The organism is Yersinia sp. 1652 StPb PI, assembly GCF_041538345.1.
Classification (GTDB): domain Bacteria; phylum Pseudomonadota; class Gammaproteobacteria; order Enterobacterales; family Enterobacteriaceae; genus Yersinia; species Yersinia enterocolitica_E.
Genome location: NZ_JAULSM010000001.1, coordinates 1,113,286 through 1,136,714, shown reverse-complemented (window position 1 = coordinate 1,136,714; position 23,429 = coordinate 1,113,286). Strand labels below are relative to the sequence as shown.

The window sequence follows — 23,429 nt, the reverse complement described above, 5'->3', positions numbered from 1 at the left end:
GTTGGGATATCGCCAAGCGGTAAGGCACCAGGTTTTGATCCTGGCATTCCCAGGTTCGAATCCTGGTATCCCAGCCATACAACTTCTCAAGATTAAAGATTTAAAGATGGCTACGTAGCTCAGCTGGTTAGAGCACAGCACTCATAATGCTGGGGTCACAGGTTCGATTCCCGTCGTAGCCACCATCTTTTGGGGTATCGCCAAGCGGTAAGGCACTGGATTCTGATTCCAGCATTCCGAGGTTCGAATCCTCGTACCCCAGCCAAATTTAGAAAAGCTCGCTTCGGCGGGCTTTTTGCATTCTGGGATTTCACTATATTCCCTCTTATTGAGTCCGATGTCTCAAGTCCAGGTTGGATTAGGTTTCGATTGATGGTTGGTTGAGGCGACAAAGCCCGCAAAGAGAACAGATCGAATTTCAACCGAAACCTGCTCCGAACTGTCCCAAATATTAACTATTGAACTCAAAAAAAACAGATCCCCCCTACAGCCCCAATGCATACCTCAACGCATGTTCTTTCAATTTGCCCGCGCGCTGAGCGGCTATCAACGCCAGATTCCGTACGAATTTCACCGGTGGCAGATCATTGCTGAATGTGGTGTAAAACACATCCATACCACTTTGCATAATCAGATTATCAGTGCGGCGGCGGCGTTGATAACGCAGTAATACCCGCTCGCTGTGCCACGGTTCTGCCCGTTCACGCGCTTGATTTAGCACCTCCAACAGCGCATCGACATCGCGATATCCCAGATTCACCCCCTGCCCGGCCAGTGGATTAATGGTATGGGCTGCATCCCCGAGTAAGACCAATCCCGGCTGTACATAACGTTGTGCATGGCGACGCACTAGCGGGAAAGAGCCAGCAGCAATCGCTTTGACAGCCCCCAAACGTGATGGGAAAGCCTTGGCAATTTCCTGATTCAACTGTGCCATCGGCAGCGCCTGAAGCTGACGAATACGCTGCGGGCTGTCGTACCAGACCAATGATGCCCACTGGCCAAATAGCGGTAAGAAAGCACGCGGCCCCGTTGGGGAAAACTGCTGCCAGGTGGTATCTTGCTGAGCTGTATCCGTCTCTACCGTAATTAACATGCAAGACTGGCGATACTGCCAGCCATTGGTGCCGATACCGGCTAACCGTCGTACCAGAGAGTTGGCACCATCAGCACCTATAACTAAACGGCCCTGTATCTGTTGCTGAGCGTCTAACGTGATTTGCCAGCACTCATCTACTCTAACCATAGTTTGCAGCCGTGACGGGCACAGCAACGTTAAATTGGGGCATTCCGCTATCTGTTGCCATAATGCCAACTGTAAAATCCGGTTCTCAACCATAAACCCCAGCTCAGGCAAAGAGAGCGAGGCGGCATCAAACACCACCTGTGAACCGGGCTGCTCCCAGGTCTCCAACCGACGATAAGGTGCATAACGCATCTGCTGTACCTGCGGCCAGACACCGAGCTGTTTCAGCAACGATACCGAAGTGCAGCCGATAGCGGAAACCCGTAAATCGGGGGCACTGCTGGCATCAAACGGGGTGGGTGCTTCATGCTCGAGTAACGCGACTGACCAGCCTGTTTGTGCCAGCCCAAGCGCGGCAGCAGCACCGACCATACCGCCCCCCACCACCACAACATCATAATTTGGTTGCGATTTATTCATTTTGGCCATTCTTTAAAAGTTAAAATAACATCCATACTTTATCTGCCCTCAGTGTACCGGATTTTTCATCACCCCACAGAATAACTAAGCCGAACTGCGGTGGTCATCGCAACTGCAAATGACTACAATACCCCGCAACTAGTGAGCCTTTGCGCCTGGCGAACACATGGATCACCGCACCGCGCGATGTGACATTTATGATGAATTTTTGATGGTAATTTTTGATGGTAGATAAGCCATGACGAAAAAACTGCATATTAAAACCTGGGGCTGCCAGATGAATGAATATGATTCATCTAAAATGGCAGATTTGCTGGCCAGCACCCATGGCTACCAGTTGACAGAGATCCCGGAAGAAGCCGATTTACTGCTACTGAATACCTGTTCAATTCGCGAAAAAGCACAAGAAAAAGTGTTCAGCCTGCTGGGCCATTGGAAGCTCCTGAAAGAAAAGAATCCCAATCTGATTATTGGTGTCGGTGGATGTGTAGCATCACAGGAAGGCGAACATCTGCGCCAACGCGCGCCCTGTGTTGATGTCATTTTCGGGCCGCAAACCCTGCATCGCCTGCCAGAAATGATTAACCACGTCCAAGGCACGCACAGTCCGGTGGTAGATATCAGCTTCCCTGAGATTGAAAAGTTTGATCGGCTGCCAGAGCCGCGTGCTGAAGGCCCGACCGCGTTCGTGTCTATCATGGAAGGATGCAATAAATATTGTACCTTCTGCGTGGTGCCTTACACTCGTGGCGAAGAGATCAGCCGCCCAAGTGACGATATTCTGTTTGAAATTGCACAGTTAGCGTCCCAAGGGGTGCGGGAAGTGAATCTGCTCGGCCAGAATGTCAATGCCTATCGCGGTGCCACCTATGACGGCGATATCTGTAGTTTTGCCGAGTTATTGCGACTGGTTGCCGCCATTGACGGTATCGATCGCATTCGCTTTACCACCAGCCATCCGATTGAGTTTACCGACGATATCATCGATGTTTATCGCGATACGCCAGAACTGGTGAGTTTTCTGCATCTGCCAGTGCAAAGTGGTTCCGACCGAATTTTAACCATGATGAAACGCGCCCACACCGCACTGGAGTACAAAGCTATCATCCGCAAACTGCGGCAGGCGCGGCCAGATATCCAGATAAGTTCCGATTTTATTATCGGTTTCCCTGGTGAAACTCAGCAGGATTTTGCACAAACCATCAAGCTGGTCGCGGAGATTCATTTCGATACCAGTTACAGCTTTATTTACTCTCCACGCCCTGGCACACCCGCGGCAGAGCTACCAGACGATGTCAGTGAAGAGGAGAAAAAACAGCGACTGCATATTTTGCAACAGCGTATCACTCAGCAGGCCATGGAAATCAGCCGCGAGATGGTTGGCAGTGTGCAACGTATTCTGGTAGAAGGCCCCTCCCGTAAAAGTGCGATGGAGCTGGCTGGGCGTACCGAAAATAACCGGGTGGTGAATTTTGAAGGTACACCAGAGATGATTGGCAAATTCGTTGATGTCGAAATTGTAGACGTTTATGCCAGTTCACTGCGCGGTATTTTGCAGCGAACCGAAGACCAGATGGCGCTACGGGTTCATGAATCGCCACAATCGGTCATTGCGCGGACCCGAAAAGAAAATGAGATTGGCGTGGGGCTGTATCAACCCTGACCATAGTTGTTCGAGTTGACTCGCATTAGCAGGCGCTGCATTGTCAGTGCCTGTTTTATTTTAGTGGGCTGCTGCGCAGATTCGTACTTTTTAAGTTGCACCTCCAGAGGGTCGCTACTTGAATAGAGCGTGAAAGCACGGATTGATAAGTAAACTTGCGTCAGCACCATGCACCATGAATAATTCTTAAATGACATGTATGATTGACGTTATATGCCCAAGGCCATTTCCAGTACGAAAGGTATAATCGGGTATCAGACAAATAATATCCGTGAATGATATATCCAGAGGAACACAGTGACTCAGAGAAATAGTTTGCACGTAGTGACACAAGAAATCTTGCTAGAGCCCACCGACAATCAGCGTTTGTTGAGTCTGTGCGGCCCTTTTGATGACAACATCAAGCAGTTGGAGCGCCGGTTAGGTATTGAAATTAATCGCCGAGACAACCGTTTCAAGTTAGTCGGTAAGAATATCTGCGTTGTTGCAGCGGCAGATATCCTGCGCCATCTGTATGTTGACACCGCCCCCATTCGGGGTGTTACCCCAGAGATATCCCCGGAAGATATCCACCTTGCGGTGAAAGAGAGTCATGTATTGGAGCAAACGGCACAGAGCGTGCCCGATTACGGAAAAGCCGTGAATATCCGTACCAAGCGCGGCATGGTTAAACCGCGTACCCCCAATCAGGCGCAATACATCGCCAATATTCTTGATCACGATATTACCTTTGGGATTGGTCCTGCCGGGACCGGTAAAACCTATCTGGCGGTAGCCGCGGCAGTTGATGCTCTGGAACGCCAGAATGTGCGCCGTATCTTACTGACCCGCCCGGCCGTTGAAGCGGGCGAAAAATTGGGTTTCCTGCCCGGGGACCTGAGTCAGAAAGTCGATCCATACCTGCGCCCACTTTATGATGCACTGTTTGAAATGCTTGGCTTTGAGCGCGTTGAAAAATTGATCGAACGTAACGTGATTGAAGTGGCACCGCTGGCATATATGCGGGGCCGGACACTCAATGATGCCTTTATCATTCTGGATGAGAGCCAGAACACCACCATCGAACAGATGAAGATGTTTCTCACCCGTATGGGCTTTAACTCCAAGGCAGTTATTACCGGTGATGTGACGCAAACCGACTTACCGCGCCACCAAAAATCTGGCTTAAGTCATGCCATTGAAGTGCTGTCTGAGGTAGAAGAGCTGAGCTTTAACTTCTTCCATAGCGAAGATGTAGTGCGTCACCCCGTGGTGGCCCGTGTGGTTATTGCCTATGAGGCCTGGGAAGCGGCGGAACAAAAACGCAAAGAGACTATTGCCGAACAACGTAAGCGGGAAAACCATACCCCGTCTGAGCAGGAGGCTCCGTGAGCCAAGTTATACTCGATTTACAAATTGCCTGCACCGATAGCCAGGGTTTACCTGCCGAAGCTGACTTTCAGCGTTGGCTGGAGGCGGTATTACCGCAGTTTCAAGACGTGGCAGAAGTGACCATTCGGTTGGTTGATGAAGCTGAAAGCCATGAGCTGAATCTAACCTATCGCGGTAAAGATAAACCGACCAATGTCTTGTCTTTTCCTTTTGAGGCCCCACCTGAAATTGAACTGCCACTATTGGGTGATTTAATCATTTGCCGTCAGGTGGTTGAACAAGAAGCTATCGAGCAAGAAAAAGCACTATTAGCTCATTGGGCGCATATGGTTGTTCACGGCAGTCTCCATCTGCTAGGGTATGACCACATCGTGGACGATGAAGCAGAAGAAATGGAGTCAATCGAAACTGAAATTATGCAAAGTCTGGGTTATCCAGATCCGTATATTTCGGAGAAAGACCCCGAATAAACCCATCATATCGGGTGTTATAATGCCCTGTTAGTCGGGGAAAACTGTCGGCGGTGTGAGTCTACTGCTGCCGATAAAATATAATCTTTACCCAACGTTATTGGAATTGCAGGTAGGCGGCAAGCAAACCTCGCTAGCCCCTACGGCATCAGATACAAGGGTATAACATGAGTAAACTTAACTAAAACGCCATGAGCGACGACCACTCACAAAACAACGATAGCCCCAGTCCCAAGAAAGGGTTCTTTACTCTTATCCTTAACCAGTTATTTCACGGTGAACCTAAAAACCGTGGTGATTTGGTAGAGCTTATCCGTGATTCTGAACAAAACGATCTGATCGATCCCGATACCCGTGACATGCTGGAAGGCGTGATGGATATTGCCGAGCAGCGCGTGCGGGACATCATGATCCCCCGTTCTCAAATGGTCACATTAAAGCGTAACCAAACGCTGGATGAGTGTTTGGATGTGATTATTGAATCTGCTCACTCCCGCTTTCCGGTGATTAGCGAAGATAAAGATCACATCGAAGGTATCCTGATGGCCAAGGATTTGTTGCCGTTTATGCGCACCGACTCCGAGCCATTTAGTATTGATAAAGTGTTACGGACGGCGGTTGTAGTGCCAGAAAGTAAGCGTGTCGATCGGATGCTGAAGGAGTTCCGTTCCCAGCGCTACCACATGGCCATTGTCATTGATGAGTTTGGTGGCGTTTCAGGGCTGGTGACCATTGAAGATATTCTTGAGCTGATCGTTGGCGAAATAGAAGATGAGTATGACGATGAAGAAGACAGAGATGTGCGTCAACTCAGCAAGCATACCTATACCATTCGTGCGCTGACGCAAATTGAAGATTTCAATGAAGTGTTCAATACCCATTTCAGCGACGATGAGGTTGACACCATTGGTGGCTTGGTAATGCAGGCATTTGGCCATTTACCTGCCCGGGGTGAAACCATTGAAATTGAAGGTTACTTATTTAAAGTTGCCATGGCGGATAGCCGACGTATCATTCAGGTTCATGTAAAAATCCCGGATGATGCTCCGCAACCCAAACTGGAAGAATAAATCCTTGATGCCTATTGCTTCATATCTTCAACGCCAGTGGGTTCGCGCCCTACTGGCGCTATTTTTTGGTGCCTGCGGTACGCTGGCCTATTCACCGTTTGATTACTGGCCGGCAGCCATTGTTTCACTGTTTGGCTTACTCAGTCTAACCCTGAACCGTAATACCCGACAGTCCGCCTTTATTGGCTTTTGTTGGGGAATGGGGCTATTTGGTAGCGGTATTAACTGGGTCTATGTCAGTATTTCCGAGTTCGGCGGAATGCCAACGGCAATCAATATTTTCCTGGTGGTACTACTGGCGGCCTACCTATCGCTCTACACCCTGCTATTTGCCGGTGTGTTAGCGCGTCTCTGCCCAAAAGCGACATGGTGGCGGCTAGCGATTGCCGCACCGGTTGTATGGCAACTGACAGAATTCTTACGCGGCTGGGTGTTGACCGGCTTCCCGTGGCTGCAATTTGGCTACAGCCAGATTAATGGCCCGCTGCGTGGGATTGCCCCAATACTCGGGGTTGATGGCATCACCTTTGTACTGATGGCAATCAGTGGATTACTGGTCTACGCCTGCTATCAGCGCCGGGTGACTGCGGCAATAGTGGCGATGGCACTGTTATTGTTACCATGGCCACTGCGCCAAATGCATTGGTTCACGCCAGAGCCGGAACGCGCTGTCAATATCGCCATGGTGCAAGGTAACATTGCTCAGTCCATGAAGTGGGACCCTAAAGTCCTGCTTTCGACCCTGCAAGTCTATCTGGATGAAACTCGCCCATTTATGGGCAAAGCGCCGATCATCATCTGGCCGGAATCTGCCATTCCTGATATTGAAACCGATCAAACCGGCTTCCTGACAATGGTTGATGATCTGATGCGAGCCAATCATAGCAGCTTGATCACAGGGATTGTCGATGCCCAGCGCCGGCCTGAAGGTCAGGGGTATCATTTCTTTAATAGCGTCATCGTCTTAGGCGATAAAGAACCGTATCAATATCCGAGCCGAAACCGTTACAGCAAACACCATCTGGTCCCATTTGGTGAATTTGTGCCGCTAGAATCCTTACTGCGTCCACTGGCACCGCTGTTTGACCTACCGATGTCAACGTTCAGCCGTGGCAGTTATGTGCAACCATCGCTCAAGGTGGCAGGATATAACCTGACTGCGGCTATTTGTTATGAAATCGTGTTAGGCCAGCAGGTACGGGATAATTTCAATCCTGATACTAATTTCCTGCTGACCGTCTCGAATGATGCCTGGTTCGGCCACTCAATTGGGCCATGGCAACATTTCCAGATGGCACGGATGCGCGCGCTTGAATTGGGTCGCCCTCTGCTGCGTAGTACCAATAACGGTATCACTGCGGTGGTTGGCCCGAGCGGTGAAGTGCTCGCCCAGATCCCGCAATTTACCCAACAGGTGTTAGAGGCCAAAGTTACACCAACAACGGGCGTCACCCCCTATGCCCGTTTGGGTTCATGGCCGATGTGGATTATCACGCTGGTGCTTGGCGCCCTCACGCTGTACCGCGCGATCCGTAATCGTTCTGATAACAAATAACATAATATGTGGGCATGTTATCTGCATGCCCGTTAATCTTGAGAGCCTTATGTCACTGAAGCCTGAATTTATCCTCACCAGCGAAGCACAACTCAGCGAGCACTACGCCGCCCCCTTTGAAACCGTGTTGAAGAAACAAATAGATCACATTGATGATTATGCTAAAAAACTCATCGCGGCAGCCCCCTTCGCCGTACTGGGTACCCTCGGCGCCAATGGGATCGACTGCTCACCCAAAGGTGGGGAACCGGGTTTTATCCATGTACAGGACAGTAAAACCCTGATGCTACCAGACCGCCCGGGGAACAACCGCCTGGATGGTATCCGCAACCTGCTGCATAACCCCGCTATCGGTATCTTGTTCCTGATCCCCAACTGGGACGAAGGTTTTCGGGTGAATGGCCGGGCTAAGATTTCGGTCGATCCTGAACTGTGTGAGCGCTTTAGCCAAAATGGCCACCCCGCCCGCAGTGTGTTAGTGATCGAGGTTGATGAAGTGTTTATTCATTGTGGCCGCGCGATTACCTTTGCCAAGCTGTGGAATCCAGAAAAACACGCCGCAAAAGAGACCATTCCGACAGCATTGGATGTGTTTAAGGCCCATTTGGCTATCAACAACCAGCAATTAGGCTAACTGGCAGTAAAGCCGCTGTTTGGCGGCTGATTAATACCCACAACTCCCCGTGGGTATTCTATAGCTCTCAATTTGTAGAGCTATTATCCTCATCTCTTCGCCGCGACTGGCACAGACCTTGCATTGTTTCTAACCATTATGTGTTAACTCTCGGCCAATGCCCGCCAATCTTTTAGCCGTGGTCGGGGATTACCGCAACAAGTAGGGAACACAGCGTTTCAAATGCGGGATCACGATTATTTACACGCTCGTTTATAGGGCATAGCCCGCACCATAGAAGTGCATTGCTGTTTTATTGCCTCTATTTGGTGCGATTTGCGTCCCAAAAAACAAACATTTATTCATCATTCGCATAACATTTGGCTATTTTTTAAAGATAATCTGATACAAGTAACAGCGAAAACCACGTACCGGCCAACAAAACATCGGTGGTTGTACCGCTGAAACGAAACAAAACGATTTCTCGCCTGACGAGATTTAGCAACAACGTATTTTTAGCATCACAACATCAAGTAATAAAACAACAGCAAAGGAGTTGGACCATGCATATGCGTAAATTGGCGTTAGCGCTACTGTTAGCTGGGATGGCAAGTGGCGTAGCCCAAGCAGAAGAAGCGGCAGCACAACCCGCAGCGAAAGCTGAAGCCCAGGCTGATACTCTGAAAAAGATTAAAGACAGTGGCGTTATCGTAGTGGGTCACCGTGAATCTTCCGTTCCCTTCTCTTATTACGATAATCAGCAGAAAGTTGTTGGTTACGCACAAGATTATTCTAATCTGATCATTGATGCAGTTAAGAAAAAACTTAATGCTCCAGACTTACAGGTCAAACTGATCCCAATCACCTCGCAGAACCGTATTCCACTACTGCAAAACGGCACCTTTGACTTTGAGTGTGGTTCCACCACCAATAATCTGGAGCGTCAGCAACAAGCGGCGTTCAGTAATACCATTTTTGTCGTCGGTACCCGTTTACTGACCAAAAAAGGGTCTGAAGTTAAAGATTTCAAAGATTTGGCCGGTAAAGCAGTGGTTGTAACTTCAGGTACTACATCTGAAGTTCTGCTGAATAAACTAAATGAAAAAGACAAAATGGATATGCGCATCATCAGCGCCAAAGACCACGGTGACTCTTTCCGCACCTTGGAAAGTGGCCGCGCAGTGGCCTTTATGATGGATGATGCTCTGCTAGCCGGTGAGCGAGCCAAAGCCAAGAAACCAGACCAATGGGATATCGTCGGTACTCCGCAGTCTCAGGAAGCTTACGGCTGTATGTTGCGCAAAAATGATCCGGCCTTTAAAGCCTTATTGGATGAAACCATTGCCAGTGCACAAACTTCTGGTGTCGCTGAAAAATCATTCGATCGCTGGTTCAAAAACCCAATTCCACCTAAAAATCTTAACCTGAATTTCTCACTGTCTGATGAAATGAAGGCGCTGTTCAAAGCACCTAACGATAAAGCATTGAACTAACAATAATAATCAGGGCGGGCGGTTGCCTGCTCGATTCGATTGATGATGGGCCGATTGGGATACAGGAAATGAATGCGGGGTGGCCGTTCCCCACTCCGCATTTTTTTGTGAGTCCTCAAGGTCGCCACGCATTAAATCATCAGTCATCAGGATGGCTTATCCATCCTTTTAAGGGAGTTTGTTATGTCAATAGACTGGAACTGGGGCATCTTCTTGCAACCTGCCCCCTTCGGCAATACCACCTACCTCGGCTGGATCTGGTCCGGCTTTCAAGTCACCGTCGCTTTATCACTGTGCGCCTGGGTGATCGCGTTTTTTGTCGGTTCACTGTTTGGTATTTTAAGAACCGTGCCCAATCGAGTCCTGTCAGGGATTGGGACCTGCTACGTTGAGCTGTTTCGTAACGTACCCTTGATTGTGCAATTCTTTACCTGGTATCTGGTGGTACCTGAACTGTTGCCAGTTGATATTGGCATGTGGTTTAAAAGTGAACTTGACCCGAATATACAGTTCTTTCTTTCATCGATGCTTTGCCTTGGCTTATTTACCGCAGCACGTGTTTGTGAACAAGTCCGTGCCGGGATTCAGTCACTGCCTCGAGGCCAGAAAGCAGCGGGGTTGGCTATGGGGTTGACCCTGCCACAAACCTATCGCTATGTGTTACTGCCCAATGCTTATCGGGTGATCATTCCCCCGATGACCTCAGAAATGCTCAACCTGGTAAAAAACTCCGCCATTGCTTCAACAATCGGATTGGTCGATATGGCCGCTCAAGCAGGTAAATTGCTGGATTATTCAGCTCACGCCTATGAGTCCTTCACCGCCATCACTCTTGGTTATGTACTGATCAACGCCGTGATCATGCTGTTGATGCGATTAGTTGAGAAGAAAGTGCAGTTACCCGGCAATCTGGGGAGTAAATAATGTACGAATTTGATTGGAGTTCTATCGCCCCCAGCATGCCCTATCTGCTGCAAGGGTTAGTGGTCACCGCCAAGATAACCATTACCGCTATCGTATTTGGCATTATCTGGGGGACAGTTCTGGCGGTCATGCGCTTGTCGCCGATTAAAGCCATCAGTTGGTTTGCAACTGCCTATGTCAACGTGTTCCGCTCTATTCCGTTGGTGATGGTGCTGCTGTGGTTTTATTTGGTTGTCCCGAGCTTATTACAAAATGTGCTGGGCTTATCACCAAAAACTGATATTCGGTTAATCTCAGCCATGGTAGCCTTTTCGCTGTTTGAAGCGGCCTATTACTCGGAAATTATCCGCGCCGGGATCATGAGTATTTCCCGTGGGCAATCCTCTGCTGCGCTGGCATTGGGCATGACCCATGGGCAGTCAATGCGGCTGGTTATCCTGCCCCAGGCTTTCCGCGCAATGGTGCCGCTCCTGTTAACTCAGGGGATAGTGTTATTTCAGGATACTTCACTGGTGTATGTCCTTAGCCTGGCCGATTTCTTCCGCACCGCCACCACCATTGGCGAGCGGGACGGTACTCAGGTCGAAATGGTGCTGTTTGCCGGTTTGGTTTATTTCGTTATCAGTATTGCCGCGTCGATGCTGGTTAACTATTTGAAGAAAAGGACTGTTTGATGATTTCCCTGAAAAATGTTTCTAAGTGGTACGGCCACTTTCAGGTGCTGGCTGACTGCACCACCGAAGTTAAAAAAGGTGAGGTTGTGGTGGTCTGTGGTCCTTCAGGCTCAGGCAAATCAACCTTAATCAAAACTGTTAATGGGCTGGAACCTATTCAAAAAGGCAGCATTACAGTTAATGGTATTGGTGTGAATGATAAAGGTACCAATCTGGCCCAACTGCGTTCCAAAGTGGGCATGGTGTTCCAACATTTCGAGCTGTTCCCACACCTGTCTATCATTGAAAATCTGACGCTGGCGCAAATCAAAGTACTCAAACGTGATAAAGCAGAAGCGCGTGAAAAGGGGTTGAAACTGTTAGATCGCGTGGGCCTTTCTACCCATGCAGATAAATTTCCTTCTCAGTTATCGGGTGGCCAGCAGCAGCGCGTGGCAATTGCCCGTGCACTCTGCATGGACCCCATTGCCATGCTGTTTGATGAACCCACCTCCGCACTTGGCCCGGAAATGATCAACGAAGTGTTGGACGTGATGGTCAAACTGGCATTGGAAGGGATGACCATGATGGTAGTTACCCACGAAATGGGCTTCGCCCGCAAAGTGGCTAACCGCGTTATTTTTATGGATGAAGGGAAAATCGTCGAAGACAGCAACAAAGATGATTTCTTTAATAATCCTAAATCAGATCGCGCCAAAGACTTCCTGGCAAAAATCCTGCATTAATCATATTGCCTCCCCTGCATCCGTAGGGGAGGAATTTGCGCCTGTTCTCTTTTTACGCCCTGCGTGATTGCTTATCCGTTTTTTTGTGCGCATCCTCTGGTTAACACTGTGACTAACAAGAGGAAAAGTGATGCCCCGCTCTATTATCATTGATTGCGATCCCGGCCATGACGATGCTATTGCATTGATTCTGGCGTTGGCCTCCCCCGAACTCAACGTAGCAGCGGTTACCACTTGTGCCGGTAACCAAACTCCCGACAAAACTTTGCGTAATGCCCTGCGCATTCTGACACTGCTCAAGCGTCAGGATATTCCGGTGGCAGGCGGCGCACTCAAACCATTACTGCGCGAATTGATTATTGCCGACAATGTTCACGGTGAAAGCGGGTTAGATGGCCCCTCATTACCGGATCCAGATTTTGCCCCGCAAACTGACAATGCGGTGGAGCTAATGGCGAGAATATTGCGTGCCAGCCCTCATCCGGTGACCCTTGTGGCGACAGGTCCATTGACTAACATTGCCTTGCTGCTGGCCGGTCATGGCGCTCTGACGGCCAAAATAGAGCGTATCGTCATCATGGGGGGGGCCGTGATGCTAGGAAACTGGACCGCCGCTGCTGAATTTAATATTTTTGTCGACCCTGAGGCCGCTGATCGGGTATTTAAATCAGGTATTCCGATTACTATGGCCGGGTTGGATGTGACCCATCAGGCACAAGTGATGGATGAAGATATCGATCGCATTCGTCAGTTGAATAATCCGGTCGCCGACGTGGTAGCAGACTTACTGGACTTCTTCATGCTGTATCACCGCCAGGAACGCTGGGGTTTTCAAGGTGCCCCGCTACATGACCCTTGCACCATTGCCTGGTTATTAGCCCCCGAGTTATTCACTAGCATTGAACGCTGGGTCGGCATCGAAACGCGTGGTGAATACACCCAAGGCATGACGGTGGTCGATTATTACCAGCTCACAGATAATGTGCCTAATGCAGAAGTGTTGATGGGTATCGACAGGAAAGGATTTATTGATTTGCTGGTTGAACGGGTTGCCCGCTACAGCGAATAATCGAATGACACTCCGCCACTGCGGAGTGTCTCTTTTTAGCCCAAATTAATGTTAGGGCTGGAATGGCCGGCGGTTAAATTGATCATGCCCACACTTAGGGCAGAGCGGCAACACTTCAGGGGTATAGAAAGCCAGGTGATGGTGGCACTTTTCACACACCAGATTCCCTAATCCAACCACCTCACCACTGTGATACACCCCATGGTGGCTGACATCTTTAAACACTTCACGCCACTCTAGCTGTGTTTTGTCAGTGATATCCGCCAGCTCCTGCCACAGGCTCTCTTTAATCACCCGCATAAATACACTATCAGTGAATTCGTCCTTACTCTCTTCATAACTACGGGCAAACTCCTCCAGATCGCGGCGCACCGCCTGAATGATTTGCTCAACCTCACTGCGGCTCAACTCTTCTACTGCGTCTAACCGCTGCTCGGCGCTTTCCACCAGCTTATCGATATCACGTTCACCATTTTTCAAGCGTTCAGTCAGTGATGCCACCAACTCACGATAATATTGAGCTACCTTGTTCATACTGTCTCCTCGATCCGCGATTGTGGTACAGCAAAGGTTGTTACAAAGAAAATAGTGATAGAGCCAATCTCTCGCCTGCTTATGGTTGCCCCGCTGCTGTTGTCTGCTGGTACTTACTCTGATATTAAAGCTAACGTTTATTATTTTAGCCGTAAATGACTGAAGTCACGTCATCATAAGGTTGTTACTCCCTCACTTTGATGATTTCTGCCATTCACCGCGCAGAAAAACCGTTCTGCGGGATGCTGAGTGTTGTTGCGCCTGCCGCTTATCAGCTATGCTATGCGGATCTCTCTTTATGATATGAAACAGATGATGCTACAGGCGTAGCTGTTTTTCACTATAGGACCACTGGCCGCCATGCAAGAGCAATACCGCCCAGAAGATATCGAAACGCAAGTACAGCTTCACTGGCAAGAGAAGCAAACATTTAAAGTCACTGAAGATACCAGCAAAGAAAAATATTACTGCCTATCTATGCTGCCATACCCTTCAGGACGCCTACATATGGGGCACGTTCGTAACTACACCATTGGTGATGTTATCTCACGCTACCAACGTATGCTGGGCAAGAACGTCCTACAGCCGATTGGCTGGGATGCGTTTGGCCTGCCGGCAGAAGGTGCAGCAGTTAAAAATAACACCGCACCGGCCCCATGGACTTACGACAACATCGAATATATGAAGAACCAGTTGAAACTACTGGGCTTCGGTTACGACTGGGATCGCGAGATTGCCACCTGTAAACCTGACTATTACCGTTGGGAACAGTGGTTCTTCACCAAGTTGTATGAAAAAGGCATGGTCTACAAAAAGACCTCTGCGGTTAACTGGTGTCCACAAGATATGACCGTGTTAGCCAACGAACAAGTGATCGACGGCTGCTGTTGGCGTTGTGATACCAAGGTTGAACGCAAAGAGATCCCGCAGTGGTTTATTAAAATCACCGATTACGCTGATCAGTTGCTTAATGATCTGGACACTCTGGAAAGCTGGCCGGAGCAGGTGAAAACCATGCAACGCAACTGGATTGGCCGCTCCGAAGGGGTTGATATCGTTTTCGACGTGCAAGATAGCGAAGAAAAACTGTCAGTTTATACCACCCGCCCAGACACCTTTATGGGTGTGACCTATGTAGCGGTTGCTGCCGGTCACCCACTGTCACTGCAAGCGGCTGCCACCAACCCGGCGCTGGCTGATTTTGTGGCTGAATGTCGCAATACCAAAGTTGCCGAAGCTGAAATGGCAACGATGGAGAAAAAAGGCATGGCGACCGGCCTATACGCCATCCATCCACTGACAGGTGAGAAGCTGGCTATCTGGGCCGCTAACTTTGTCTTGATGGATTACGGTACTGGCGCGGTAATGGCGGTTCCAGGCCACGATGCCCGTGACTGGGAATTTGCCACCAAATACCACCTGCCAATCAAGCCCGTTATTTTAGCCGCTGACGGTAGCGAGCCTGATTTGAGTCAGGAAGCCATGACCGAAAAAGGCACCCTGTTCAACTCCGGCGAGTTCGACGGTCTGGATTATGAAGCGGGCTTTAATGCCATTGCTGACAAACTGGTGGCTCTCGGTGTTGGCCAGCGTAAAGTGAATTATCGCCTGCGCGATTGGGGTGTATCACGTCAGCGTTATTGGGGTGCGCCTATCCCAATGGTGACATTGGAAGATGGCACCGTCGTGCCAACACCAGAAGACCAACTGCCGGTTATCCTGCCAGAAGATGTTGTAATGGACGGTATTACCAGCCCGATCAAGGCTAATCCCGAGTGGGCGAAAACCACCGTTAACGGGATGCCGGGCCTGCGTGAAACGGATACTTTCGATACCTTTATGGAATCATCTTGGTATTACGCACGCTACACCTGCCCACAATTTGACGAAGGCATGCTGGACCCTGCCGCCGCCAACTACTGGCTGCCCGTTGATCAGTATGTAGGCGGTATTGAACACGCCATCATGCACCTGATGTACTTCCGTTTCTTCCACAAACTATTGCGTGATGCCGGTCTGGTGAACTCCGACGAACCAGCCAAACGCCTGTTGTGCCAAGGCATGGTATTGGCTGACGCCTTCTACTACACCGGTACCAGCGGTGAACGTATCTGGGTTTCACCGGCTGATGCTATTGTCGAGCGTGATGAGAAAGGGCGGATTGTTAAAGCGACCGACGCGCAAGGCCATGAACTGGTGTATGCCGGTATGAGCAAAATGTCGAAATCGAAAAACAACGGTATCGACCCGCAAGTTATGGTAGAAAAATACGGTGCCGATACTGTGCGCCTGTTTATGATGTTTGCATCGCCGGCAGAAATGACGTTGGAATGGCAGGAGTCTGGCGTTGAAGGGGCTAACCGCTTCTTAAAACGTGTCTGGCGTCTGGTGTTTGAAAGCACTGCCAAAGGTGCAACTGCGCCGCTGGATATTGCCAGCCTGACAGAAGAGCAAAAATCACTGCGTCGTGATCTGCACAAAACGATTGCCAAAGTCACTGATGACGTGGGCCGCCGTCAAACCTTCAACACCGCCATCGCTGCGGTGATGGAGTTGATGAACAAGCTGGGCCGTGCACCTCAGGAAACTGAGCAAGATCGTGCTCTGCTGCAAGAAGCATTACTGGCAGTGGTACGTATGCTTTATCCATTCACCCCGCACGTTTGCTTCAGTTTGTGGCAAGCTCTCGGTGGTGAAGGTGATATCGATACCGCACCATGGCCAATTGCTGATGAACAGGCGATGGTCGAAGACTCTAAATTAGTAGTCGTACAGGTTAATGGTAAAGTGCGTGGCAGAATTACTGTGCCTGCCGATGCCACTGAACAGCAAGTTCGCGAACGCGCTGGTCAAGAGCACCTGGTGGCTAAATACCTGGATGGGGTTACTGTGCGTAAAGTAATCTACGTCCCTGGCAAACTGCTTAACCTGGTTGTAGGTTAAGACAAGGAGGAGTTGTGCGACATCGTATTCTGACATTGTTGCTGGGGTTAGCGGTGCTGGTCACCGCTGGCTGTGGCTTTAATCTGCGAGGCACCACTCAGGTGCCACCTGAACTGCAAAAACTGTTGCTGGAAAGTAGTGACCCTTATGGCCCGTTAACCCGAGCTGTACGTCAACAGTTGCGTTTAAGCAATGTCACCATTGTTGATGACCCGATGCGTAAAGACTTACCCGCCTTGCGGATCCTTGGTTCATCAGAAAATCAGGATACCGTGTCAATCTTCCGCAACGGGGTAACGGCGGAGTATCAGTTAGTGTTGCATGTGCAGGCGCAGGTATTGATACCGGGCCATGATATTTACCCATTACGGGTTAATATCTTCCGCACATTCTTCGATAACCCGTTAACAGCGCTCGCCAAAGATGCTGAAGCTCAGGTTCTCCGTCAGGAAATGCGTGAACAAGCCGCTCAGCAGTTAGTGCGTCAGCTTCTGACCGTACATGCTGCAGAAGTCAAAAATGCGCAAGAAAATGGTGACAAGCCGGTTGGTAATAATACAGCAACAGGCGCCGCCAAGATGGCAGAAACTAAAGAAATCAATATTGGCAAACCCGCAGTCAGTACCCCGGCCCAATGATCCGAGTCTATCCTGAACAACTTGTCGCGCAGCTCCATGAGGGGCTGCGCGCTTGCTATCTGTTATGCGGCAATGAGCCATTGCTGTTACAAGAAAGTCAGGACCACATTCGTCGGGTAGCAATAGAGCATGATTTCACCGAACATTTCAGTTTTGCGCTGGATACTCATACCGAGTGGGACAATATCTTTAGTCTTTGTCAGGCACTCAGTCTATTTGCCAGCCGCCAGACATTAACGCTGAGCTTCCCTGACAGTGGTTTAACCGCACCAATGAACGAACAATTGGTCAAGTTATCGGGCCTGTTACATCCAGATATTTTATTGATTTTGCGCGCAAATAAACTAACCAAAGCACAAGAAAACAGTGCCTGGTTTAAAGCACTCGGTAGCAATGGCGTATTGGTCAGTTGCCAAACGCCGGAGCAGGCACAACTGCCACGTTGGGTCAGTACACGGGCCAAAAGCCTGAATCTGGAGGTCGATGACCCCGCCATTCAACTGCTTTGTTACTGCTACGAAGGCAATCTGCTGGCGCTATCACAAGCTTTGGAACGGTTATCGTTGCTCTACCCTGACGGTAAACTGACGCTGCCTAAAGTTGAGCAAGCGGTCAATGATGCCGCGCATTTCACCCCTTACCACTGGCTCGATGCTCTAATAGCAGGCAAAAGCAAACGCGCCTGGCATATCCTGCAACAATTGCAGCAGGAAGAGAGTGAACCGGTTATTTTGCTGCGCACCTTACAGCGAGAACTGCTCTTGCTGCTAACGTTAAAGCGCCGCATGGATCAGGTGCCACTGCGCACGCTATTTGATCAATTAAAAGTGTGGCAAAATCGCCGGCCCATGATGACACAGGCTCTGCAACGCCTTTCGCTGCCACAATTGCAACAAGCCGTTCATTTGCTGGCACAGATAGAAGTTCGCTTGAAACAGGATTATGGTCAGTCAATTTGGCCTGAATTAGAAACGCTATCTATGCTGATGTGTGGCAAAATATTACCTGAGAGCTTTTTTGATGCCCAATAAATCCCCGACTCGCGCCCTACATGCCCTGTTCGGCGGTACCTTTGACCCCATTCATTACGGCCACTTGACGCCGGTTGAAGCATTGGCTCAACAAGTGGGTCTGCAACATATTATTTTATTACCCAATAATGTCCCACCTCACCGCCCACAACCCGAGGCCAATGCACAGCAACGGCTGAAAATGGTGGAACTGGCGGTAGCCGGTAACCCGCTGTTCAGCGTCGACTCGCGGGAGTTATTGCGCGATACCCCCTCATTCACCATTGATACCCTGGAATCACTGCGTAAAGAACGTGGTGTTGAACTGCCTTTAGCGTTTATCATTGGGCAGGATTCATTATTGTCGCTGCATAAATGGCATCGCTGGCAATCGATATTGGATGTGTGCCATTTGCTGGTTTGCGCCCGCCCTGGTTACTCACAAACGCTGGAAACACCTGAGTTACAGCAATGGCTTGATGAGCGACGGGTCTTGGATCCGCAAGCATTAAACCTGCAACCACAAGGGTTAATCTATCTGGCTGATACACCTTTATTGAATATTTCAGCTACCGATATTCGCCATCGGCGTCATAATGGTGAAAGCTGCGATGACCTGCTGCCACGTGCTGTCCAGCGATATATTGAGTTACAAGGTTTATATCGCCAAAAGAATTGAAGTTGCAGGTAGGCAGCAAGAGAATAAATCCCGATGAGCTTACTCAGGTAAGTGATTCGGGTGAGTGAACGTAGCGAACACCCCTGCGACTTCAAGTATGAAAGCGATTCGCGGCTGAGGGTTTATATCGCGACGCATTCACCCATGTTATACTCCGCCGCTAAATTTCAGGTATTCGCTGGAAACCCGATACATTATAACCGTTCATGTCAATAACTGTTTGCCGGATCACTCGCAAAACACGACCGAAGAACGTTATATACCCAAAGAACTTGGCGTTGCAGGTAGGCAGCAAGCGAACGAATTCCGATGAGCTTATTTATGTAGGGTCAACTACAGGTGAGTGATTCGAGTGAGTATGCGCAGCTAACACCCCGGCGACTTCAAGTACGAAGGGTATGGACAGAAATCACCCGAGGGGGAACCTTTGCAAGGTAAAGCGCTCCAAGAATTTGTTATCGACAAGCTCGATGACTTGAAAGGTCAGGACATTATCACTCTGGATGTTCAGGGTAAGTCCAGCATCACTGATTACATGATCATCTGTACCGGGACTTCTACCCGCCATGTTATGGCGCTGGCAGACAATCTGGTGCAGGAATCCCGTGTTGCAGGCATGATACCGCTGGGCGTAGAAGGCCAGGGTGTGTCTGACTGGGTTGTTGTGGATTTAGGCGAAATCATTGTGCATGTCATGCAAGAAGAAAGCCGCCGTCTGTATGAACTGGAAAAACTCTGGAGCTAAGCGGTGAAACTGCAACTGGTGGCTGTCGGCACCAAAATGCCAGACTGGGTGCAGACAGGTTTCATGGATTACCTGCGCCGCTTTCCCAAAGATATGCCCTTCGAGCTGGTAGAAATACCGGCCGGTAAGCGGGGCAAAAATGCGGATATTAAACGCATTTTGGAAAAAGAAGGCGAACTGATGCTGGCGGCGGTTGGCAAGAATAACCGCATTGTCACGCTGGATATCCCAGGCACTCCCTGGGAAACACCACAATTGGCTCAGCAATTAGAACGCTGGAAGCAGGACGGCCGTGATGTCAGTCTGCTGATTGGCGGGCCGGAGGGATTAGCCCCAGCCTGTAAAGCTGCCGCAGAGCAGAGCTGGTCGCTCTCTGTGCTTACGCTACCCCATCCTTTAGTGCGTGTTTTAGTGGCTGAAAGCCTCTATCGCGCCTGGAGTATTACGACCAATCACCCTTATCACCGGGAATAAGCGGCGATGAACCTGAGTAAAGTGATGGCTTTGAGTAACGTGTTGGTTTTGGACAAGATGAAGTAGCTGCGGGATGAAAAAAGAACCTAACCCTTTTCGCGACTATTCAGCTGAATCAGCCTTGTTTGTCCGCCGCGCCCTTGTGGCTTTCCTCGGTATCCTGCTGCTAAGCGGAATATTGATCGTAAACTTGTACAATTTGCAGATAGTGCGTTTCGAAGACTATCGCACCCGTTCCAATGAAAACCGCATTAAGCTGGTCCCTATCGCCCCTAGCCGCGGTATGATATTTGATCGCAACGGCACCCCGTTGGCGATGAACCGGACCATTTATCAATTAGAATTGATGCCGGAAAAAATCGAAGACCTCCCCGCGACACTCAATGCACTACGCCCGATAGTGGATCTGACGGATGAGGATATCGCTAATTTTGAAAAAGAGCGTAAGCGCTCACGCCGCTTTACCTCCATTGCCGTTAAGACCCCCCTTACCGAGGTGCAGGTCGCCCGTTTCGCCGTTAACCAATTCCGCTTCCCCGGTATTGAAGTCAAAGGCTATCAACGCCGCTTCTATCCCTATGGTTCAGCCCTGACTCACGTTATCGGTTATGTATCGAAAATTAACGATAAAGATGTCGAACGGTTGGATAAAGAAGGCATTCTGGCTAACTATGCCGCAACCCACGATATCGGCAAGCTGGGTATTGAGCGCTATTATGAATCCGTATTACACGGCAAAACCGGTTATGAAGAAGTTGAAGTCAATAACCGTGGCCGGGTGATCCGCCAGCTACATGAGCAGCCGCCGCAGGCCGGTAAAGATATTTACCTGACGCTTGATTTACACCTGCAAACCTATATTGAAAAACTGCTGAGTGGCAGCCGCGCCGCAGTGGTGGTCACGGACCCACGCACCGGCGCTATCTTAGCCTTGGTATCGAACCCAAGTTATGACCCGAACCTATTTGTCGATGGGATCTCCAGCAAAGATTATCAGGGGTTGTTGAACGATCCTGACCGCCCGCTGATTAACCGTGCCACTCAGGGTGTCTACCCCCCTGCGTCTACCGTAAAACCTTATATTGCCGTTTCTGCCCTGAGTGCCGGTGTTATCACCAAAAATACCAGCTTGTTTGACCCTGGCTGGTGGCAACTGCCTGGCTCAGAAAAACGCTTTCGCGACTGGAAAAAATGGGGTCATGGTCGGTTGAATGTCACCAAGGCGCTGGAAGAGTCGGCGGATACCTTCTTCTATCAGGTTTCCTATGACATGGGGATTGACCGTTTGTCCTCATGGATGAGTAAATTCGGCTACGGTGAATATACCGGTATCGATCTATCCGAAGAGCGCGCGGGCCTGATGCCGACCCGTGAGTGGAAACAAAAACGCCACAAAAAACCGTGGTACCAAGGGGATACCATTCCGGTGGGTATCGGCCAAGGGTATTGGACCGCCACCCCAATCCAGATGGCAAAAGCGTTAATGACGCTGATTAATGATGGGGCGGTTAAAACGCCACATCTGCTACAAAGCACCCGGATTAATGGAGAGTTAGTCCCCTATCAACAAGAAGATCGCACGCAAATTGGTGATATACACTCCGGTTATTGGGAAATTGCTAAAGATGGCATGTATGGTGTAGCCAACCGTCCGAACGGAACGGGGCGTAAGTTTTTTGAAGGTACACCTTATAAAGCAGCGGCAAAATCCGGTACCGCCCAGGTGTATAGCTATGAAACCTATAATGCCCATAAAGTGGCAGAACACTTACGCGACCATAAATTGATGGTTGCGTTTGCGCCCTACGAAAATCCAACGGTATCTGTCGCCATGATTTTAGAAAATGGGGGTGCCGGGCCTGCGGTGGGGACCATTACTCGCCAAATTCTCGACCACATTTTGTTGGGTGATAACAATACTGAATTACCGGATGCGGCCCCTCTGCCTCCAGGTGTTGAAGCAGATTAATTGAAGTGGACTAAGGTAACTCATGACTGATAATCAACAAAAAGGCTCTTTGTGGTACAAAATGCACATCGATCTGCCGTTTTTGATTTGCATCCTGGCGCTGTTGGCTTATAGCGCCTTTGTGATGTGGAGCGCCAGCGGGCAAGATATCGGCATGATGGAACGCAAAGTTGGCCAAATCGCAATGGGCCTGATTGTCATGCTGGTTATGGCGCAGATACCGCCGCGCGTCTATGAAAACTGGGCACCCTACCTCTATTTCGTGTGCGTAATTTTGTTGGTATTGGTTGATGCCTTTGGCCAAATAAGTAAAGGTGCACAGCGCTGGCTGGACTTGGGTTTTATCCGCTTCCAACCTTCTGAAATTGCTAAAATTGCGGTTCCGCTGATGGTGGCTCGCTTTATGAACCGTGACGTCTGTCCGCCCTCATTGAAAAACACCGGTATTGCGCTAATTTTAATCTTTATGCCCACCTTATTAGTTGCCGCTCAGCCCGATTTGGGTACCTCTATCCTGATTGCGGCCTCTGGCCTGTTCGTACTGTTTCTCTCCGGTATGAGTTGGCGTTTAATCGCTATTGCCGCCGTATTGGTCGCTGCATTTATCCCGATATTGTGGTTCTTCCTGATGCACGGCTATCAGCGCGACCGCGTGATGATGCTGCTGGACCCGGAAAGTGATCCGCTCGGCGCCGGTTATCATATTATCCAATCAAAAATCGCCATCGGCTCAGGTGGCTTATCAGGGAAAGGCTGGCTACACGGGACTCAGTCACAACTGGAGTTTTTACCGGAACGCCATACTGATTTTATCTTTGCCGTACTGGCAGAGGAGCTAGGTTTAATTGGCGTGCTGGTACTATTAGCGCTTTATCTCTGTCTCATTATGCGTGGTTTGGTGATTGCCGCCCACGCACAAACCACCTTCGGCCGAGTGATGGTCGGAGGATTAATGCTGATACTATTTGTATATGTGTTTGTTAACATAGGTATGGTCAGTGGAATTTTACCTGTGGTTGGCGTACCTTTGCCTTTGGTCAGTTATGGAGGCTCGGCACTGATAGTTCTGATGGCCGGGTTTGGTATCGTGATGTCGATACATACTCATCGCAAAATGTTATCGAAGAATTTATAGAGGTGAGCA

At 49.6% G+C, this 23,429-nt stretch carries 21 protein-coding genes and 3 tRNA genes; 22 read left to right on the top strand and 2 right to left on the bottom strand.

What is annotated here, in order from left to right:
* The first annotated feature begins 2 nt into the window (after window positions 1-2).
* The 3 genes from Q2T71_RS05160 (at window position 3) to Q2T71_RS05150 (ending at window position 265) form a co-directional block, all read left to right on the top strand.
* Window positions 3-77: transfer RNA gene (locus Q2T71_RS05160), tRNA-Gln, on the top strand.
* Window positions 78-108: 31 nt separating this feature from the next.
* Window positions 109-185: transfer RNA gene (locus Q2T71_RS05155), tRNA-Met, on the top strand.
* A 5-nt stretch (window positions 186-190) separates the two neighbouring features.
* Window positions 191-265: transfer RNA gene (locus tag Q2T71_RS05150), tRNA-Gln, on the top strand.
* Between the two features lie 219 nt (window positions 266-484).
* Here Q2T71_RS05150 and ubiF read toward each other — a convergent pair.
* Window positions 485-1,666, bottom strand: coding sequence for a 3-demethoxyubiquinol 3-hydroxylase (gene ubiF, locus Q2T71_RS05145; RefSeq protein WP_372558337.1), 1,182 nt, complete (start codon window positions 1,664-1,666; stop codon window positions 485-487).
* A 238-nt stretch (window positions 1,667-1,904) separates the two neighbouring features.
* Here ubiF and miaB point away from each other — a divergent pair, with 238 nt between their 5' ends.
* The 11 genes from miaB (at window position 1,905) to rihA (ending at window position 13,293) form a co-directional block, all read left to right on the top strand.
* A complete protein-coding gene (miaB, locus tag Q2T71_RS05140; protein WP_372558336.1) occupies window positions 1,905-3,329 on the top strand; it encodes a tRNA (N6-isopentenyl adenosine(37)-C2)-methylthiotransferase MiaB in 1,425 nt (474 codons plus the stop codon).
* A 297-nt stretch (window positions 3,330-3,626) separates the two neighbouring features.
* Window positions 3,627-4,700: a PhoH family protein gene (locus Q2T71_RS05135; RefSeq protein WP_193784699.1), complete on the top strand. Its 1,074-nt coding sequence runs from the start codon at window positions 3,627-3,629 to the stop codon at window positions 4,698-4,700.
* Window positions 4,697-5,170, top strand: coding sequence for an rRNA maturation RNase YbeY (gene ybeY, locus Q2T71_RS05130; RefSeq protein WP_372558335.1), 474 nt, complete (start codon window positions 4,697-4,699; stop codon window positions 5,168-5,170). The genes Q2T71_RS05135 and ybeY overlap by 4 nt, the downstream gene beginning before the upstream one ends.
* 191 nt (window positions 5,171-5,361) lie before the next feature.
* A complete protein-coding gene (corC, locus tag Q2T71_RS05125) occupies window positions 5,362-6,240 on the top strand; it encodes a CNNM family magnesium/cobalt transport protein CorC (RefSeq protein ID WP_083159653.1) in 879 nt (292 codons plus the stop codon).
* Between the two features lie 7 nt (window positions 6,241-6,247).
* Window positions 6,248-7,795 (top strand): apolipoprotein N-acyltransferase, encoded by a 1,548-nt coding sequence (gene lnt, locus Q2T71_RS05120; protein WP_372558334.1) that lies wholly within the window; start codon window positions 6,248-6,250, stop codon window positions 7,793-7,795.
* A gap of 49 nt (window positions 7,796-7,844) precedes the next feature.
* A complete protein-coding gene (locus tag Q2T71_RS05115) occupies window positions 7,845-8,429 on the top strand; it encodes an MSMEG_1061 family FMN-dependent PPOX-type flavoprotein (RefSeq protein ID WP_372558333.1) in 585 nt (194 codons plus the stop codon).
* A 542-nt stretch (window positions 8,430-8,971) separates the two neighbouring features.
* Complete coding sequence (locus tag Q2T71_RS05110) at window positions 8,972-9,901, top strand: amino acid ABC transporter substrate-binding protein (protein WP_083159659.1); 930 nt, start codon at window positions 8,972-8,974, stop codon at window positions 9,899-9,901.
* A gap of 183 nt (window positions 9,902-10,084) precedes the next feature.
* Window positions 10,085-10,825, top strand: a complete 741-nt coding sequence (locus Q2T71_RS05105) for an amino acid ABC transporter permease (RefSeq protein WP_372558332.1) — start codon at window positions 10,085-10,087, stop codon at window positions 10,823-10,825.
* Complete coding sequence (gene gltK / locus Q2T71_RS05100) at window positions 10,825-11,499, top strand: glutamate/aspartate ABC transporter permease GltK (protein ID WP_032905734.1); 675 nt, start codon at window positions 10,825-10,827, stop codon at window positions 11,497-11,499. Before Q2T71_RS05105 ends, gltK begins: the two co-directional genes overlap by 1 nt.
* The gene (locus tag Q2T71_RS05095) at window positions 11,499-12,224 is read left to right on the top strand and encodes an amino acid ABC transporter ATP-binding protein (protein ID WP_372558331.1); all 726 of its coding nucleotides are present in this window, start codon (window positions 11,499-11,501) and stop codon (window positions 12,222-12,224) included. The genes gltK and Q2T71_RS05095 overlap by 1 nt, the downstream gene beginning before the upstream one ends.
* A gap of 130 nt (window positions 12,225-12,354) precedes the next feature.
* On the top strand, window positions 12,355-13,293 hold the full coding sequence (gene rihA / locus Q2T71_RS05090; protein ID WP_372558330.1) for a pyrimidine-specific ribonucleoside hydrolase RihA: 939 nt from the start codon (window positions 12,355-12,357) through the stop codon (window positions 13,291-13,293).
* Between the two features lie 51 nt (window positions 13,294-13,344).
* Here rihA and Q2T71_RS05085 read toward each other — a convergent pair whose 3' ends face one another.
* Entirely contained in the window at window positions 13,345-13,827 is a 483-nt protein-coding gene (locus Q2T71_RS05085; RefSeq protein ID WP_372558329.1) for a zinc ribbon-containing protein, read from the bottom strand.
* A gap of 360 nt (window positions 13,828-14,187) precedes the next feature.
* Between Q2T71_RS05085 and leuS the strand changes: the two genes are divergently transcribed.
* The 8 genes from leuS to mrdB all read left to right on the top strand — a co-directional run bounded on the left by leuS (window position 14,188) and on the right by mrdB (window position 23,420).
* Complete coding sequence (gene leuS, locus Q2T71_RS05080) at window positions 14,188-16,770, top strand: leucine--tRNA ligase (RefSeq protein ID WP_083159665.1); 2,583 nt, start codon at window positions 14,188-14,190, stop codon at window positions 16,768-16,770.
* A 14-nt stretch (window positions 16,771-16,784) separates the two neighbouring features.
* Window positions 16,785-17,408, top strand: a complete 624-nt coding sequence (lptE, locus tag Q2T71_RS05075) for an LPS assembly lipoprotein LptE (RefSeq protein WP_083159667.1) — start codon at window positions 16,785-16,787, stop codon at window positions 17,406-17,408.
* The gene (holA, locus tag Q2T71_RS05070) at window positions 17,405-18,439 is read left to right on the top strand and encodes a DNA polymerase III subunit delta (protein ID WP_372558328.1); all 1,035 of its coding nucleotides are present in this window, start codon (window positions 17,405-17,407) and stop codon (window positions 18,437-18,439) included. Before lptE ends, holA begins: the two co-directional genes overlap by 4 nt.
* Window positions 18,429-19,097 carry a nicotinate-nucleotide adenylyltransferase gene (gene nadD, locus Q2T71_RS05065; protein ID WP_372558327.1) on the top strand — a complete coding sequence of 223 codons (669 nt, stop codon included), beginning with the start codon at window positions 18,429-18,431 and terminating at the stop codon, window positions 19,095-19,097. The genes holA and nadD overlap by 11 nt, the downstream gene beginning before the upstream one ends.
* Window positions 19,098-19,524: 427 nt before the next feature.
* Window positions 19,525-19,842 carry a ribosome silencing factor gene (gene rsfS / locus Q2T71_RS05060; RefSeq protein ID WP_083159674.1) on the top strand — a complete coding sequence of 106 codons (318 nt, stop codon included), beginning with the start codon at window positions 19,525-19,527 and terminating at the stop codon, window positions 19,840-19,842.
* A 3-nt stretch (window positions 19,843-19,845) separates the two neighbouring features.
* Entirely contained in the window at window positions 19,846-20,316 is a 471-nt protein-coding gene (gene rlmH, locus Q2T71_RS05055; protein WP_083159676.1) for a 23S rRNA (pseudouridine(1915)-N(3))-methyltransferase RlmH, read from the top strand.
* A 73-nt stretch (window positions 20,317-20,389) separates the two neighbouring features.
* The gene (gene mrdA, locus Q2T71_RS05050; protein ID WP_372558326.1) at window positions 20,390-22,285 is read left to right on the top strand and encodes a peptidoglycan DD-transpeptidase MrdA; all 1,896 of its coding nucleotides are present in this window, start codon (window positions 20,390-20,392) and stop codon (window positions 22,283-22,285) included.
* Window positions 22,286-22,307: 22 nt separating this feature from the next.
* Window positions 22,308-23,420 (top strand): peptidoglycan glycosyltransferase MrdB, encoded by a 1,113-nt coding sequence (mrdB, locus tag Q2T71_RS05045; protein WP_005182719.1) that lies wholly within the window; start codon window positions 22,308-22,310, stop codon window positions 23,418-23,420.
* Window positions 23,421-23,429: the final 9 nt, after the last annotated feature.

Coding starts and splice junctions, on each gene's coding strand:
- ubiF (WP_372558337.1), bottom strand. CDS start 1,666: ATGAATAAATCGCAACCAAATTATGATGTTGTGGTGGTGGGGGGCGGT.
- miaB (WP_372558336.1), top strand. CDS start 1,905: ATGACGAAAAAACTGCATATTAAAACCTGGGGCTGCCAGATGAATGAA.
- corC (WP_083159653.1), top strand. CDS start 5,362: ATGAGCGACGACCACTCACAAAACAACGATAGCCCCAGTCCCAAGAAA.
- lnt (WP_372558334.1), top strand. CDS start 6,248: ATGCCTATTGCTTCATATCTTCAACGCCAGTGGGTTCGCGCCCTACTG.
- Q2T71_RS05115 (WP_372558333.1), top strand. CDS start 7,845: ATGTCACTGAAGCCTGAATTTATCCTCACCAGCGAAGCACAACTCAGC.
- Q2T71_RS05110 (WP_083159659.1), top strand. CDS start 8,972: ATGCATATGCGTAAATTGGCGTTAGCGCTACTGTTAGCTGGGATGGCA.
- Q2T71_RS05105 (WP_372558332.1), top strand. CDS start 10,085: ATGTCAATAGACTGGAACTGGGGCATCTTCTTGCAACCTGCCCCCTTC.
- gltK (WP_032905734.1), top strand. CDS start 10,825: ATGTACGAATTTGATTGGAGTTCTATCGCCCCCAGCATGCCCTATCTG.
- Q2T71_RS05095 (WP_372558331.1), top strand. CDS start 11,499: ATGATTTCCCTGAAAAATGTTTCTAAGTGGTACGGCCACTTTCAGGTG.
- rihA (WP_372558330.1), top strand. CDS start 12,355: ATGCCCCGCTCTATTATCATTGATTGCGATCCCGGCCATGACGATGCT.
- Q2T71_RS05085 (WP_372558329.1), bottom strand. CDS start 13,827: ATGAACAAGGTAGCTCAATATTATCGTGAGTTGGTGGCATCACTGACT.
- leuS (WP_083159665.1), top strand. CDS start 14,188: ATGCAAGAGCAATACCGCCCAGAAGATATCGAAACGCAAGTACAGCTT.
- holA (WP_372558328.1), top strand. CDS start 17,405: ATGATCCGAGTCTATCCTGAACAACTTGTCGCGCAGCTCCATGAGGGG.
- nadD (WP_372558327.1), top strand. CDS start 18,429: ATGCCCAATAAATCCCCGACTCGCGCCCTACATGCCCTGTTCGGCGGT.
- mrdA (WP_372558326.1), top strand. CDS start 20,390: ATGAAAAAAGAACCTAACCCTTTTCGCGACTATTCAGCTGAATCAGCC.
- mrdB (WP_005182719.1), top strand. CDS start 22,308: ATGACTGATAATCAACAAAAAGGCTCTTTGTGGTACAAAATGCACATC.